At 67.6% G+C, this 12,983-nt stretch carries 14 protein-coding genes; 5 read left to right on the top strand and 9 right to left on the bottom strand.

Annotation, left to right across the window (positions count from 1 at the left end; translation table 11 throughout):
* Positions 1-419: 419 nt before the first annotated feature.
* On the bottom strand, positions 420-689 hold the full coding sequence (locus ACFSVL_RS11925; RefSeq protein ID WP_378303412.1) for a helix-turn-helix domain-containing protein: 270 nt from the start codon (positions 687-689) through the stop codon (positions 420-422).
* A 304-nt stretch (positions 690-993) separates the two neighbouring features.
* Between ACFSVL_RS11925 and ACFSVL_RS11930 the strand changes: the two genes are divergently transcribed.
* Together ACFSVL_RS11930 and mctP are read left to right on the top strand one after the other, a co-directional pair.
* Positions 994-1,272, top strand: coding sequence for a DUF3311 domain-containing protein (locus ACFSVL_RS11930; protein ID WP_378303414.1), 279 nt, complete (start codon positions 994-996; stop codon positions 1,270-1,272).
* The gene (mctP, locus tag ACFSVL_RS11935; protein ID WP_378303416.1) at positions 1,269-2,933 is read left to right on the top strand and encodes a monocarboxylate uptake permease MctP; all 1,665 of its coding nucleotides are present in this window, start codon (positions 1,269-1,271) and stop codon (positions 2,931-2,933) included. The genes ACFSVL_RS11930 and mctP overlap by 4 nt, the downstream gene beginning before the upstream one ends.
* Before the next feature lie 7 nt (positions 2,934-2,940).
* Here the strand turns inward: mctP and ACFSVL_RS11940 are convergent, their stop codons facing one another.
* Positions 2,941-3,591, bottom strand: a complete 651-nt coding sequence (locus ACFSVL_RS11940; RefSeq protein WP_378303418.1) for a hypothetical protein — start codon at positions 3,589-3,591, stop codon at positions 2,941-2,943.
* A 43-nt stretch (positions 3,592-3,634) separates the two neighbouring features.
* Positions 3,635-4,939: a pentapeptide repeat-containing protein gene (locus ACFSVL_RS11945; RefSeq protein ID WP_378303420.1), complete on the bottom strand. Its 1,305-nt coding sequence runs from the start codon at positions 4,937-4,939 to the stop codon at positions 3,635-3,637.
* 63 nt (positions 4,940-5,002) lie between these two features.
* Here ACFSVL_RS11945 and ACFSVL_RS11950 point away from each other — a divergent pair, with 63 nt between their 5' ends.
* Positions 5,003-5,578 (top strand): peroxidase-related enzyme, encoded by a 576-nt coding sequence (locus tag ACFSVL_RS11950; protein WP_344282747.1) that lies wholly within the window; start codon positions 5,003-5,005, stop codon positions 5,576-5,578.
* On the opposite strand, the gene ACFSVL_RS11955 is transcribed toward ACFSVL_RS11950, so the two are convergent.
* The 5 genes from ACFSVL_RS11955 to ACFSVL_RS11975 form a co-directional block, all read right to left on the bottom strand.
* Complete coding sequence (locus ACFSVL_RS11955) at positions 5,566-5,853, bottom strand: hypothetical protein (RefSeq protein ID WP_378303422.1); 288 nt, start codon at positions 5,851-5,853, stop codon at positions 5,566-5,568. The genes ACFSVL_RS11950 and ACFSVL_RS11955 overlap by 13 nt on opposite strands.
* On the bottom strand, positions 5,854-6,822 hold the full coding sequence (locus ACFSVL_RS11960; RefSeq protein WP_378303424.1) for a bifunctional helix-turn-helix transcriptional regulator/GNAT family N-acetyltransferase: 969 nt from the start codon (positions 6,820-6,822) through the stop codon (positions 5,854-5,856).
* Positions 6,823-7,032: 210 nt separating this feature from the next.
* Complete coding sequence (locus tag ACFSVL_RS11965; protein WP_162836041.1) at positions 7,033-7,182, bottom strand: hypothetical protein; 150 nt, start codon at positions 7,180-7,182, stop codon at positions 7,033-7,035.
* A 258-nt stretch (positions 7,183-7,440) separates the two neighbouring features.
* Positions 7,441-8,631 (bottom strand): AAA family ATPase, encoded by a 1,191-nt coding sequence (locus ACFSVL_RS11970; RefSeq protein ID WP_378303426.1) that lies wholly within the window; start codon positions 8,629-8,631, stop codon positions 7,441-7,443.
* Between the two features lie 130 nt (positions 8,632-8,761).
* Positions 8,762-9,520 (bottom strand): MerR family transcriptional regulator, encoded by a 759-nt coding sequence (locus ACFSVL_RS11975; RefSeq protein WP_378303428.1) that lies wholly within the window; start codon positions 9,518-9,520, stop codon positions 8,762-8,764.
* A 185-nt stretch (positions 9,521-9,705) separates the two neighbouring features.
* Here ACFSVL_RS11975 and ACFSVL_RS11980 point away from each other — a divergent pair, with 185 nt between their 5' ends.
* A complete protein-coding gene (locus ACFSVL_RS11980) occupies positions 9,706-10,212 on the top strand; it encodes a DoxX family protein (protein WP_378303430.1) in 507 nt (168 codons plus the stop codon).
* 50 nt (positions 10,213-10,262) lie between these two features.
* Here ACFSVL_RS11980 and ACFSVL_RS11985 read toward each other — a convergent pair whose 3' ends face one another.
* The gene (locus ACFSVL_RS11985; protein WP_378303432.1) at positions 10,263-11,552 is read right to left on the bottom strand and encodes an acetyl-CoA C-acetyltransferase; all 1,290 of its coding nucleotides are present in this window, start codon (positions 11,550-11,552) and stop codon (positions 10,263-10,265) included.
* Positions 11,553-11,647: 95 nt separating this feature from the next.
* Between ACFSVL_RS11985 and ACFSVL_RS11990 the strand changes: the two genes are divergently transcribed.
* Positions 11,648-12,982: a 3-oxoacyl-ACP reductase gene (locus tag ACFSVL_RS11990; RefSeq protein ID WP_378303434.1), complete on the top strand. Its 1,335-nt coding sequence runs from the start codon at positions 11,648-11,650 to the stop codon at positions 12,980-12,982.
* Position 12,983 lies beyond the last annotated feature (1 nt).

A 12,983-nucleotide genomic window follows, 5' to 3' on the forward strand; every position in this document is an offset into this window, starting at 1 on the left:
TACAACCAACACACTCCCCGCCAGCCGGAACCAGATTCCCAGTCCAACTTCCGGGGCGCAGTTCAGACTCTGATTCCCCCAGGGTTCCCCTCACAGACGGTCGGACACGCTCGCATGGGCATCAACCGGGCAATTCGCCAGGGTTGGCGTCCTTTGTGTATGGTCCCGCATCTTAGGTCCCTGGCATTGATCCTGCCCCCGGCCGCCGGGGGGCGGCTGCGCTGCTCCGTCTATCTCGGCTAGCCCGTCGGATCTGCTCGCCGATTCCGCCCCCGGCGGCCGGATCAACTGCTCCGCCCCCGGTGCCCCGCACGCCATGCCCGATCTGCCCGCCGAACCTGCCCCCACCGGCCAGATCCAGCAGCTCTGTCCATCCTTCTCGCTCAGCTGCCCGATCTCCCGAAGTAAACCCCAAAACCTCAACTGGCCTGCGAAAACGCCGCCGAATCCCCGTCGCAGGCGACCCGCAGCCGGTCCAGCGGCATGCCCACCGCGTCGGCGATCGCCGCGACAGTGAAGAACGCGGGCGTCGGAATGCGGCCGGTCTCGATCTTGCGCAGGGTTTCGACCGAAATGCCCGCTTCGGCCGCGACATCGACCATGCTGCGGCTGGCCCGCGCGGCGCGCAGCACCAGGCCGAGCCGCTCGCCGCGGGAGCGTTCTTCGTCGGTGAGGGGCACGCGCACCATGCCGTCCAGTTTAGCCACAGAGTTGTCCACTGCCTGTGGATAACTCTGTGCACAAGCTGCCGAACCCCGTGGACAACCGCCGGTCGGCACAAGTTCTTGGGGCATTCGGGGCGGCTCGTCCCCGCCGATAGGGGTAGCGAACCGGTTGCCGAGGCCGTGCGCGGGCGGGTTGTCCCCGAGGTTGTCCACACCCTGGAACGCCTGTGGAGTGCTGATCGAATCGATATCGAAGTCGTATGACGCCGGGATGACCGCGGTCTAGGGTCAGGCGGTCGCGTGTCACGTAAGTGTTAGGTGAGGTTCGATGTCCACTGCCAAACCGGGCGGGCGGGTGCGCGGGTTCCAGTTCAGTGCCTGGAACCTGCTGTTGCTGATCCCGTTGCTGATCCTGGTCACGCCGCTGTTCAACTTCGACGAGCCGCGGCTGTTCGGCCTTCCGTTCTTCTATTGGTTCCAGCTGGCGTTCGTCGTGCTGGGCGTGCTGTGCACCGGCATCGTCTACCTGGCTACCAAGGACAAGCCGCGCAACCAGGGCCGGGACGAGTTGAGCGTCGACGACCTCGACGAGGGTGATGCCCGATGAGCAACATCCAGTGGGTTGAGCTGATCGTCTTCGCGTTCCTGTTCGTCGTCGTCACCGTGCTCGGCTTCGTCGCCTCGCGCTGGAAGGCCGGCGGCAGCCTCGACCACCTCGACGAGTGGGGCCTCGGCGGCCGCAAATTCGGTTCGTGGATCACCTGGTTCCTGCTCGGCGGGGACCTCTACACCGCCTACACCTTCGTCGCCGTGCCCGCGCTCGTGTTCAGCGCCGGCGCGCTCGGCCTGTACGCGCTGCCTTACACGATCGTCGTCTACCCGATCGTGCTGCTGCCGGCGCTGCGCATGTGGTCGGTCAGCCGTTCGCGCGGCTACGTGACCCCGGCCGACTTCGTCCGCGGCCGCTTCGGGTCGCCGACGCTGGCGTTGCTGATCGCGATCACCGGCATCGTCGCGACCATGCCGTACATCGCGTTGCAGCTGGTCGGCCTCGAAGCCGTGCTGCGCACGATGGGCATCAACGGTTCCGGCATCGTCGGGCACCTGCCGCTGCTGGTCGCGTTCGTGATCCTGGCGCTGTACACGTATCAGTCCGGCCTCCGCGCGCCGGCGCTGATCGCGTTCGTCAAGGACATCCTGATCTACATCGTGATCATCGTGGCGGTCATTTACCTGCCCTCGAAACTCGGCGGCTGGGACCACATTTTCAGCACCGCCAAGGAAACGCTCGCCAAGCCGAACCCGAACACCGGCAAGCCGGCCGGTTCGATCCTGCTGACCTCGAGCAACCAGCTGCAGTACGCGACGCTGGCCCTCGGTTCGGCGCTCGCGCTGTTCCTGTACCCGCACTCGCTCACGAGCGTGCTCGCCTCGCGCGGCCGTAACGTGATCAAGCGGAACATGGTGGCGCTGCCGGCTTACTCGTTCGTGCTTGGCCTGCTGGCCCTGCTCGGCTACGTCGCGATTTCGGCCGGTGTCAAGCCGCTGAAGAACGCCGCCACCGGAAAGCCGGACGGCAACACGATCGTCCCGCTGCTGTTCGACTCGCAGTTCACGAGCTGGTTCGCCGGCATCGCCTTCGCCGCGATCGGCATCGGCGCGCTGGTGCCCGCCGCGATCATGTCGATCGCCGCGGCGAACCTGTGGACGCGCAACATTTACAAGGAGTACATCCGCAAGGACGCGACTCCGAAGCAGGAGGCGAAGCAGGCCAAACTGGCGTCGTTGATCGTGAAGCTCGGCGCGGTGCTGGTGATCATCCTGATCGACCCGCAGTTCTCCATTGACCTGCAGCTCATCGGCGGCGTGCTGATCCTGCAAACGCTGCCCGCCGTGGCGATCGCCCTGTACACGCGCTGGTTCCACAAGGCGGGGCTGATCGCCGGCTGGATCGTCGGCATGGCGTGGGGCCTGATCATGCTCTACGGCATTCCCAACCCGGCCAGCGGAAAACTGCACTTCGGCGGCTCCGCGCTCGCGATGGGCAACCTGTCGATCTTCGGCTGGCACCCCTTCAGCGGCACCGGCCTCGCGGCAGTCCAGATCTACCCCGGTTTCGTGGCACTGATCGCGAACATCGTGGTGGCCGCAGTAGTTTCGGTGATTGCGCGGGCGCTGAAGTGGAGCCCGGGCAACGACGAAACCGCCCCCGAGGACTACCACGCCGACGAACACGACAAGGACCTGCGCCCGATCGGCGCACACTGAGTCCTTTTTAGACAGAGGCCCCCGTGTCGTTTTCCGGCGCGGGGGCCTCTCGCGTTTTGCCGATCATCGCCTTCGCGACGACGTACAGCACCACTGCGTTCAGCAAATGCCACAAGAAGTGCGTGCCGGTAGGGAAGTCTCCGCAGATCACTCCATCGATGCTCCGGAACGCCAGCGACAACGCGAACACCGCGGCAGCCATGGTGAAATGCAGCCAGTACGGATCGCGCTTTACTCCCAACGCGATGGCGAACCCGGCAAGCCCGACGAGCGCGGGCAGATACAGCCCACCACCGAGCGCCGCCGACGCGCCGGTGAGGATGAGGAACGCCGGTGCTCCCAGCCAGGCCCACTTCGCTTTCGCTCGAAAGAAAACCCGCGGGAAGACCGCGGCGTAGAAGAGAATGAAGATCAAGATGGCGGTGGAGTCGGCGACCGCACCCCAGCGCGTCGCGACCAGGTGGAACACACTGCTGGCAACGAAGATCAACCCGATCAGGGCAGCGAGGACCCGGCCGGTCCGCTGCCCGTCGGCGCGCCACCAGACCATCCCGGCGGCAGCGAGAAAGGCCAGGTTGGCCAGGTCGTTGAGCGGCTCTCCCCAGAGTCCGGGCGCGGTGCGCTCGCAGTAACCGTCCACGTACGCGGTCCAGTTCACGGGGTAAGCAAACTCCTTCCGGGTGAACGGGGTGCATCCGGGGTCAGTCGGTTCGAATCAGGGGCGCCCAGTCGTCCTCGGGGTCGCCGAGGGTCCATCCGTCCGGCCAGTTGCGCAGCACCGCCCCCTCCCGATCGGTCCGGACTCGGGCACCGGTCAGTCCGGGCGCGACGGTGAACTCCGAATCGCCGAAGTCGAAGTCGCCGCCGAACCGGGCCTCGCCGAAGCTCGCCATGGCCTCGAACCGGACCGAGCGCAGCCCCGCATAACGCTGGAAGGACACGCTGGAAAAGGAGGCGCTGTGGGCGAAACGCGCTTTGTGCAGGGAAACATCGTGCCGGAACCTCGCGTGGTCGAACGACGTGTGCCCGTCGAACTTGGCGCTCTGGAACGTGGCGCGTTCGGAGAACACTGAGCTGTCGAAGGAGGTTCTGCCGCGAAACTTCGCCTCAATGAAATGTGCGTCGGCGAAGCTCGCCATGTCGAACTGAGCGTCGGCGAAGCGGGCTCTTGAGAACTGCGCGGTGGCGGCGAACTCCGCACCGCGGAAGTCGGCCTCCACGGGGAACCTCGCGTTCTCGAAGTCCGCCACCCCGCTGAAACTTGTGCCGATAAAGCCAGCGCGGACGGTGAACACCGCGCCCGCGAAGTTGGCGATGCCGCTGAAGGTGGTGCTGGTGAAGAGGATGCTGTCGAACCGGCATTGCCCGAAGTCGGCCTGGTCGAGGTTTGCCCCGGAGAAGTCGAGGTGCAGCCCCGGCCAATGCCGCTCGTCGGCTGGCCGGGAGTGGTTCGCGATGATCTTCTGCGCGGTCCGCCGAACCTGTGCCTCCTCCGCCGTGTCATCCGACGGCATCCGCAGATACGCACACAACACATCAGCGATCATCTGCCGGAGCGGACCGTCCGCATAGTCCTGCCCTAGCCGTTCCAGCGCGTACAACCCACCCAACCGCACGGGCGCGCGCTCCGACCCAAGCTGGTCAACAGCCTTCCCGTACTGCTCAGTCACCCGCCGAGCCAGCGCGTCCTCCCGTGCATCCGCAGCCGTACGCAGCTGATGTTCCCGGGTATCCGCAGCCACCTGCTCCGCAAGCCGATGCGCCTCCCGCTTCTGCAGCAAGTCCAGCTCCGTAGACCGCTGCCGCCGCACCGCCAGCCACAACACGACCGCCCCGCCGAGCCCGACCCCGAGCGTCCCACCAGTCCGAATCGCATCCAGCTGCGCCGAGTCCGGCGCGAAAGCGAGCAACACCCACACCGCCACCCCGGCGAGCACCACCATCGCCGGGAGCCCAGCCCAGATCACCCACCGCGGTATCGGCCGCAACGCCAATCGCTCATCCACCCGCTCACCTTGGCGCATCCGACCCCCTGCCGTCCGCGAACTGCGCGGGTTAGCGTGGAAACCATGACCAACCCCGTGAGCCGGTTCCCCGTGACGGAACTCGAAGACCTTCCCGACGATCTGCGCGAGCGCATCGGTGCCATCGCGGAGAAATCCGGCTTCACGCCGAACATCTTCCGCGCGCTAGGCCACCGGCCCGCCGAACTCCGGGCCTTCCTCGACTACCACGACGCGCTCATGGAACGCGAAGGCGGACTCACCAAGGCCGAGCGCGAGCTCGTCGTCGTCGCCACGTCCGGCGCGAACCACTGCACCTACTGCATCGTCGCGCACGGGGCGATCCTGCGGATCCGCGCGAAGGATCCCGAGCTGTCCGACCAGGTCGCGACGAATCCGTGGCAGGTCGAACTCGACGAGCGCGGCCGGGCGATCGTCGATCTCGCGCTCGCGTTGTCCCGCGATTCCGCGTTGTTCGGCGAGGGCGACCTTGCGATGGCCCGCGAGGCGGGGCTGACCGAGGACGAGATCTGGGACGTCGGCGCGATCACCGCGTTGTTCGCGATGTCGAACCGGCTCGCGCATCTGACCGCGCTCAAGCCGAATCCGGAGTTTTACCTGATGGGGCGTCAAAAACGGTAGAACGGGCCCGGCAGATCGCGGCTCATCTCGAATCGATGACGCAGCCAGCCGCGCAGGCGGTGCATCGGTTTCGTCCACACCCGCGGCGCGGGCCCGAAATAACGCGGGTCCGCGTGCGGGGTGAACGCGTCGCCGGTGAGGACGACCGCGTCGTGGCCGAGCGGGCAGTGGCCGGATACCGAGATCACCCCGCGCGTCAGGTTCTCGACCCAGTCGATCTCGTCGACGCCCAGCAGCGTCCGGCGATCGCACACCGCGCAGTACAGAACGAACATCTATAACTCCCGCCGCCAGGTTTCGCCGGTCACTAGGGGGCCGAACCCGTCCGTCTCCTCCTTGTCGACCAGTTCGAATCCGGCGCCGCGGTAGATCCCGCGTGCGGCGGAGAGCTGCGACAGCGTCCACAGTTCCATCGCCCGATATCCCTGTGCGCTGGCGAAGTCGACGCATTCGCGCACCAGGCGTTTGCCGACGCCGTGCCCGCGCGCGGCTGGTTCCAGCAGGAGCAGCCGGAGCTTCGCGACGCCGTCTTCGTCGCCGGGGGTGCAGAAGATGCTGCCGACCCGTTCGCCGTCGAGTTCGGCGATCCAGCCGGCTTGGCGCGGGTCGTCGCGGTGTTCGGCGAAGTCGGCGATCACGCGGGCGACGAGGGCTTCGAAGCGTTCGTCGAGGCCGTACTCCTCGGCGTACAGCGCGCCGTGCCGGTGCACCACCCAGCCGAGGTCGCCCGGTCGTGGGGCGCGCACGGTGACCGCCGGTTCCGGTGCTGGTTCGCCGACGAGTGCGGTGATGGTCCCCATCGCGCCGAGCAGACGGCGCTGGTCGGCGTCGGCGAACTGGTCGAGGAGGCCGCCGATCTGGCTGGCCGACCGGTGGTCAAGGTCGGCGAAGGCGGCATGCCCCTCGGCGGTGAGCGTGACGAGCTGGCGGCGTGCGTCGTCCGCGCAGCGTTCCCGGGTGACGAGGCCGCGGCTTTCGAGCCTGCCGAGCAGCCTGCTCGCGTAACCGCCGTCGAGCGCCAGCCGTTTGCGCAGATCACTGACCTGCAGCTGGTCTTGTTGGGCGAGTTCGAACAGCACGCGTGCTTCGCTCAGCGAGTATTCGGCGTCGGCCGGTCCTTCGTCGAGGACGCCGATTACGCCGGTGTAGAGCCGGTTGAACGCGCGAACCGTGGCGACGCGTTCGGCGAGGACGGAATCCGGCACGAGGACCACCTTGACTCGATCGTTGACTGAGTCAAGCATCGCCTCCTCGCCCGTCCGGGGCAAGGGAATTCCCCCGGTGGTGAAGTGGTCCAGACATATGGAAACCCCGTGATGCTGCCAGGTCGGGGGTCCGCCAGCATCACGGGGTCGTAGTGGGTATCGACGCGGCTCTCCGCGGCGTTACACCCAGGAATCGCTGTGGTCTAGATCACTCACGTGAGTGACCCACCAACAGGTTGGTTGTGCAGGTCAGCGCATGAACGGCTGACGCGCCTGGGCGAGCGCGATCAGCTCCTGTCGGACCGTGGACGTGGCCGCGGTGTCGATCGCCCGGTTCAGCGCCCGGCGAGTGCGAGCCTCGGCGCGGCGGGCACGGAGCTTGGCGGCGATGTTGCTCATGGTCTTCTGCATCCCCTTCGGAGGTCTTCGGTGGCTGTGTCTCTAGTATGCACCTTTTTTCACAAGGAAGCCAACGAATCTACGGTGACATGGGGCACTTGCCGAAGAATCATCGGCAGCGACCTGAAGATCGCCGGACAGATCGCGTGTTGGCGGTCACAAGTCGCTAACGCGCTACCTTCATCTACCAAGATCTAGCAAAATCACTAGAGACAGCTAGGCAGCCGCATAGACCGGTATCGAGCGCGAGACTCCCGGTCAGTCGCGGCCGAGCAGGTAGTGCCCGAAGTGCGGCACGGTGAAGGCGATCTGCCCGCGTTCGGCGGAGTAGACCAGGCCTTTCTTCATCAGGCTGTCGCGCGCCGGCGACAGCGACGAGGGCTTGCGGCCCAGGTAGACGGCCACATCGGCGGTGCCGGCGGCCTCGTCGCGGCCTTGGGTCAGCTCGGCCATCGCGAGCAGGTACTCGCGTTCGGCGGGCGTCGCGCGTTCGTAGCGCGACCCGAAGAATCCGACCGCCAGCTCGGACTCCGCCTCGGGCGCGGCGACCTGCACGTCCTTGACCGTGATCGGGTCAGCGGGCGCGGCGTCCCAGGCGGCCTTGCCGTAGGCCTGGATGAAATACGGGTAGCCGCCGGACGCGTCGAAGAGCGCGTCGAGCGCTTCCGGTTCGATGCCGGCGTCCTCGCGTTCGATCGGAGCCATCACCGCGTAGTCGGCGTCCTCGCGGCTGAGCCGGTCGATGCGCGAGTAGCGGAAGAGCCGCTCGGAATACGACTTCGACGCCGACAGCACCGCCGGCACATGCGGCAGCCCGGCCCCGACCACGACCAGCGGCGCGCCGGACTGTGACAGCTCATGGCACGCCGCACACAGCGCCGAAACGTCGTCCGGCTGAAGGTCTTGGATCTCGTCGATCAGCAGCGCGACGCCGGTGCCGACGTCCGCGGCCAGCTCGGCGACATCGGTGAACAGCTCGACCAGATCGATTTCGATGTCGCCGGAATCCGCGCGGCCTTGTGCGGCGGGTACGTCGATGCCGGGTTGCCAGCGGTCACGCAGCTTCGCGTCCGGTTTGTTCGCCTTGAGCGCGAACGCTTTCAGTACCCCGAGCACTTCCTCGACCCGGTCCGGCGCGCGATGCCGCACAGCGAGGTCGCGGATCGCCCGATGCAGTGCCGCCGACAGCGGACGCCGCAGTTCCGCCTCCGGGCGCGCCTCGATCTTGCCCGCTCCCCAGCGGTGCCGGACGGCCATCGACCGCAACTCCCCCAGCAGCACCGTCTTGCCGACGCCGCGCAGGCCGGTCAGCACGAGGCTGCGCTCCGGCCGTCCGCGGGCGACCCGTTCGAGCACGACCTCGAACGCCTTCAGCTCCCGTTCCCGGCCTGCCAGCTCCGGCGGCCGCTGCCCGGCGCCGGGCGCGAAGGGGTTGCGGATGGGGTCCACTCTGTCACCGTATCGAGGTATCTAGAGCTGGCCCGATATTCAGCCATATACAGCTAGTGCGTGTCGTAGAAAGATGGCCGGGTCTGCAGCCCCGTCCATCCTTACCCCCAGCGCAGCCTCTGACGGAGCGTTAGTCCGTCAGGTTCCGCTCCGCGTAGATCTTCATCGCGTCGCGGATGTACTCGGCCGTGCCGGGGCCGTGCTTCTCGTCGTACGCGCCGTACCGCGGGTCGGCGACATACATCTCCCCGAGACCGGCGAAGTAGCCCTTCGAGATCTCCATCCCGGTGGGCTTCAGCCACTCGTGCAGCCGCGCGGTGACCGCCTGGGTCTCGGCAGAACCGGCATCGTGGCCAGCGTCACGAGCCGCGCCGAACGCGAAGCCGATGTCGACCTGTTCCTGCTGGTGGGCCTTCTTCTCGGCCGCAGACAGCGAACTCCACCACTGGTCGCCCTTGCGGTAGGCCTCGGCTCCCCAGCGCTGGGTGACCTCTTCCTCGTACTGGGTGTGGTCGAAGCCGTCGAACATTTCCTCTGCCATCAGTTGTTCACCTCCCTTCAGTTTCCGCAGCGTGGTCCGCACGGAAGCGATCTGCCGCCCGACCCGTCGTTGCTCTTGCTTCAGCAGCTCCAGGTGCGTTTCGAGGGCCGCGATGCCGTCGGATTGGCCGTCGAGCACCTCGGCGATCGCGGGCAGACCCAGTCCGAGTTCGCGCAGCAGCAGGATCCGCTGTAGCCGGACGAGTGAGTTCTCGTCGTAGTAGCGGTAACCGTTGCCGCCGATCCGCGTCGGCGGCAGGAGCCCGACGGCGTCGTAATGCCGCAGGGTCCGGCTCGTCGTGCCCGCGGACCGGGCGATGTCCTGGATCGACCATTCCTTCCTGACCACGGCTTCGACGGTAGAGGTTGACGTAGCGTCAAGGTCAAGCCTGAGGTCCGCTAGAACTGTCTAGCGGTATCTAGCACCTGAGCAATATTCTGCTAGGTATCGCTAGCCCGGTTCGGCGGGGAGCGTGCCGGGCAATTCCGGTTGTAGGTTCTTTCTCAGGGATTCCAGACCAGAGAGGCGAGACCGTGATACTGCGCCGGGTGGCACGTCCACTGCTCGCGTCGATCTTCGTGTTCGGCGGCATCGGTGCCCTGCGTGACACCCAGGGCCACGCGAAGGCGGCCGAACCGTTCCTCACCGAGACCTTCGACAAGGTCGAGGGCCTGGTTCCGGACCAGGTCCCGCGCGATCCGGCCACGCTGGTGCGGATCGACGCGGCGGTCAAGATCGGGGCCGGGCTCGCGCTGGCGAGCGGCAAGGCGCCGCGGCTGGCGGCGGTGGCGCTGCTCGGGTCGCTGGTGCCGACGACGCTGGCCACGCACCGGTTCTGGGAGCTGACCGATCCGGGCGAGAAGCAGGCCCAGCAGATCCAGTTCATCAAGAACGCGTCGCTGGCCGGCGGTCTGCTGCTGGCCGCGGGCGACACGGCGGGCAAGCCGTCGCTGGGCTGGCGGGCCCGGCGCGCGGGCAAGAAGGCGGGCAAGCGCGCCGACAAACTGGCCAAGCGCGCGGAGAAGTCGCTTACCGACTGAGCGCACGAAAAAGGCCGCCGCCCGAGTGTTCGGGCGGCGGCCTTTCGCGCTTACTTCTCCAGAATCGCGGTGACGCCCTGGCCGCCCGCCGCGCAGATGGAGATCAGGCCCCGGCCGGAACCCTTCTCGTGCAACAGTTTCGCGAGCGTCGCGACGATCCGGCCGCCGGTCGCGGCGAACGGGTGCCCGGCCGCGAGCGAGGAGCCGTTCACGTTCAGCTTGGCGCGGTCGATCGAGCCGAGCGGCGCGTCGAGGCCGAGCTTCTCCTTGGCGAACGCCGGGTCCTCCCACGCCTTGAGCGTGGCGAGCACCTGCGACGCGAAGGCCTCGTGGATCTCGTAGAAGTCGAAGTCCTGCAACGTCAATCCGGCGCGCTCCAGCATCCGCGGGACCGCGTATGCCGGTGCCATCAGCAAGCCCTCGTCGCCGTGCACGTAGTCGACGGCGGCGGTCTGGCTGAACGTCAGGTACGCCAGCACCGGCAGCTTGTGCGCCTTCGCCCACTGCTCGGTCGCGAGCAAGACCGTCGACGCGCCGTCGGTGAGCGGCGTCGAGTTGCCCGCCGTCATGGTGCCGTCCGGGCCGCCGTAGACCGGCTTGAGCTTGGCCAGCTTCTCGACCGACGAGTCCGGGCGGAGGTTCTGGTCGCGGGCGAGCTTGAGATACGGCGTGACCAGGTCGTCGAAGAAGCCGCGGTCGTAGGCGGCGGCGAGGTTGCGGTGGCTGGTCGCGGCCAGTTCGTCCTGCGCCTCGCGGGTGACGTCCCAGACCTGCGCGGTGAGCGCGGCGTGCTCCCCCATCGACAGCCCGGTGCGCGGTTCGGCGTTGCGCGGGATCTCCGGCACGATGTGGCCCGGCCGGAGCTTCGCGACCAGCTTGAGCCGGTCGGCGAGCGTCTTCGCCGCGTTGAGCTGCACGAGGATCTGGCGCAGATTGGCGTTCACCGCCAGCGGCGCGTCACTCGTCGTGTCGACCCCGCCCGCGATCGCCGAATCGATTTCGCCGAGTGCGATCTTGTGGGCGACGTTGATGACCGCCTGCAATCCGGTGCCGCACGCCATCTGGACGTCCGAAGCCGCCGTCGCGGGCGAGAGCTTGCTGCCGAGCACGCTTTCGCGGGCGAGGTTGAAGTCCTTGGAGTGCTTGAGCACCGCACCGGCGGCGACCTCGCCGATCACCTCGCCCTGCAGCGAAAACCGGCTGACCAGACCGTCCAGCGCGGCGGTGAACATGTCCTGGTTCGAGGCCCGTGAGTAGGGGCCGTTCGACCGCGCGAAGGGGATCCGGTTCCCGCCGACGATCGCGACCTTGCGTACCGCCGGCGCTTTCCTGGTCGCCATGCCGTCCACCTCTCTGGAGTCATCCCTTTCACACTGTAACCTACTAGCGAGTAGGTTAGACTGCGACGTGACGCAGACTGCACGGGAGGCACGTGATGGCGGACAGGTACCAGCAGTTCACGAAGACCCCGCTGGGGAAGTTCGTGGTGCCGAAGCTCGGCCTGCCCAACCCCGCGACGTTGCGCCGGTACCGTCCCGGCCAGCCCGCACTCGAGGGTCCCGCACTTCTCGGCACCGCGCCTGGCGGACGGCTGGAGAAGACGGTCCGGGCGCAGCTCACCGAGGCGGGCATCGAGGTGATCAGCGCGCCCGCCGACCGGCACGCGGCGCTGGTTTTCGACGCCACCGGCGTGAAGGACCCGGGACAGCTGCGTGAGGTCTACCGGTTCTTCCACCCGGTGATCCGCAAGGTGGGTTCATCCGGCCGGGTGGTCGTGCTCGGCACGCCGCCGGAGCTGGCCGAGGGTCGCGAGCGGATCGCGCAGCGCGCGCTGGAGGGTTTCGTCCGCTCGGTCGGCAAGGAACTGAAGCGCGGCGCGACGGCGCAGCTGGTTTACGTGGCCGAAGGGGCCGAGGACGCGGCCGAATCGACGCTGCGGTTCCTGCTGTCGGCGAAGTCGGCGTTCGTGGATGGCCAGGTCATCCGTGTCGGCACGCACGCGAAGACCGCGTCCGCGCCCGAGAACTGGGACAAGCCGCTGGACGGGAAGGTCGCGCTGGTCACCGGTGCGTCGCGAGGCATCGGCGAGGCGATCGCCGAAACGCTCGCCCGCGATGGTGCGCACGTGGTCGCGCTGGACATCCCGGCGCAGGGCGGCGATCTGTCCACTGTGGCCAATCGGATCGGCGGATCGGCGCTGCAGCTGGACATCACCGCCGCGGACGCCCCGGCCAAGCTCGCCGAGTACCTGACCTCGCGGCACGGCGGCGTGGATGTCGTCGTGCACAACGCCGGCATCACCCGCGACAAGACGCTCGGCAACCTGACCGAGGGTGGCTGGGACTCGGTGATCGCGGTGAACCTCGCCGCGCAGCTCGCGGTGAACGACAAGCTCCTCGGCGACAAGATCCTGCGCGAAAACGGCCGCGTCATCGGGGTTTCGTCCATCGCCGGCATCGCGGGCAACGTCGGCCAGACGAACTACGCGACGTCGAAGGCGGGCGTGATCGGGATGGTGAACGTCGGCGCGCCGCAGCTCGCGGAGTACGGCGGCACGATCAACGCGGTCGCACCCGGGTTTATCGAGACCAAGATGACCGCCGCGGTCCCGCTGTTCATCCGCGAGGCCGGACGGCGGCTGTCCAGCCTAGGCCAGGGCGGGCTGCCGGTGGACGTCGCGGAAACCATTGCCTGGTATGCCAATCCGGCGTCGGCGGCGGTCAACGGGAACCTGGTTCGCGTGTGCGGCCAGGCGCTGCTGGGGGCGTGAG

Origin of the sequence: Amycolatopsis silviterrae (genome assembly GCF_042684085.1) — a bacterium.
In the GTDB taxonomy this organism is placed as follows: Bacteria; Actinomycetota; Actinomycetes; order Mycobacteriales; family Pseudonocardiaceae; genus Amycolatopsis; species Amycolatopsis silviterrae.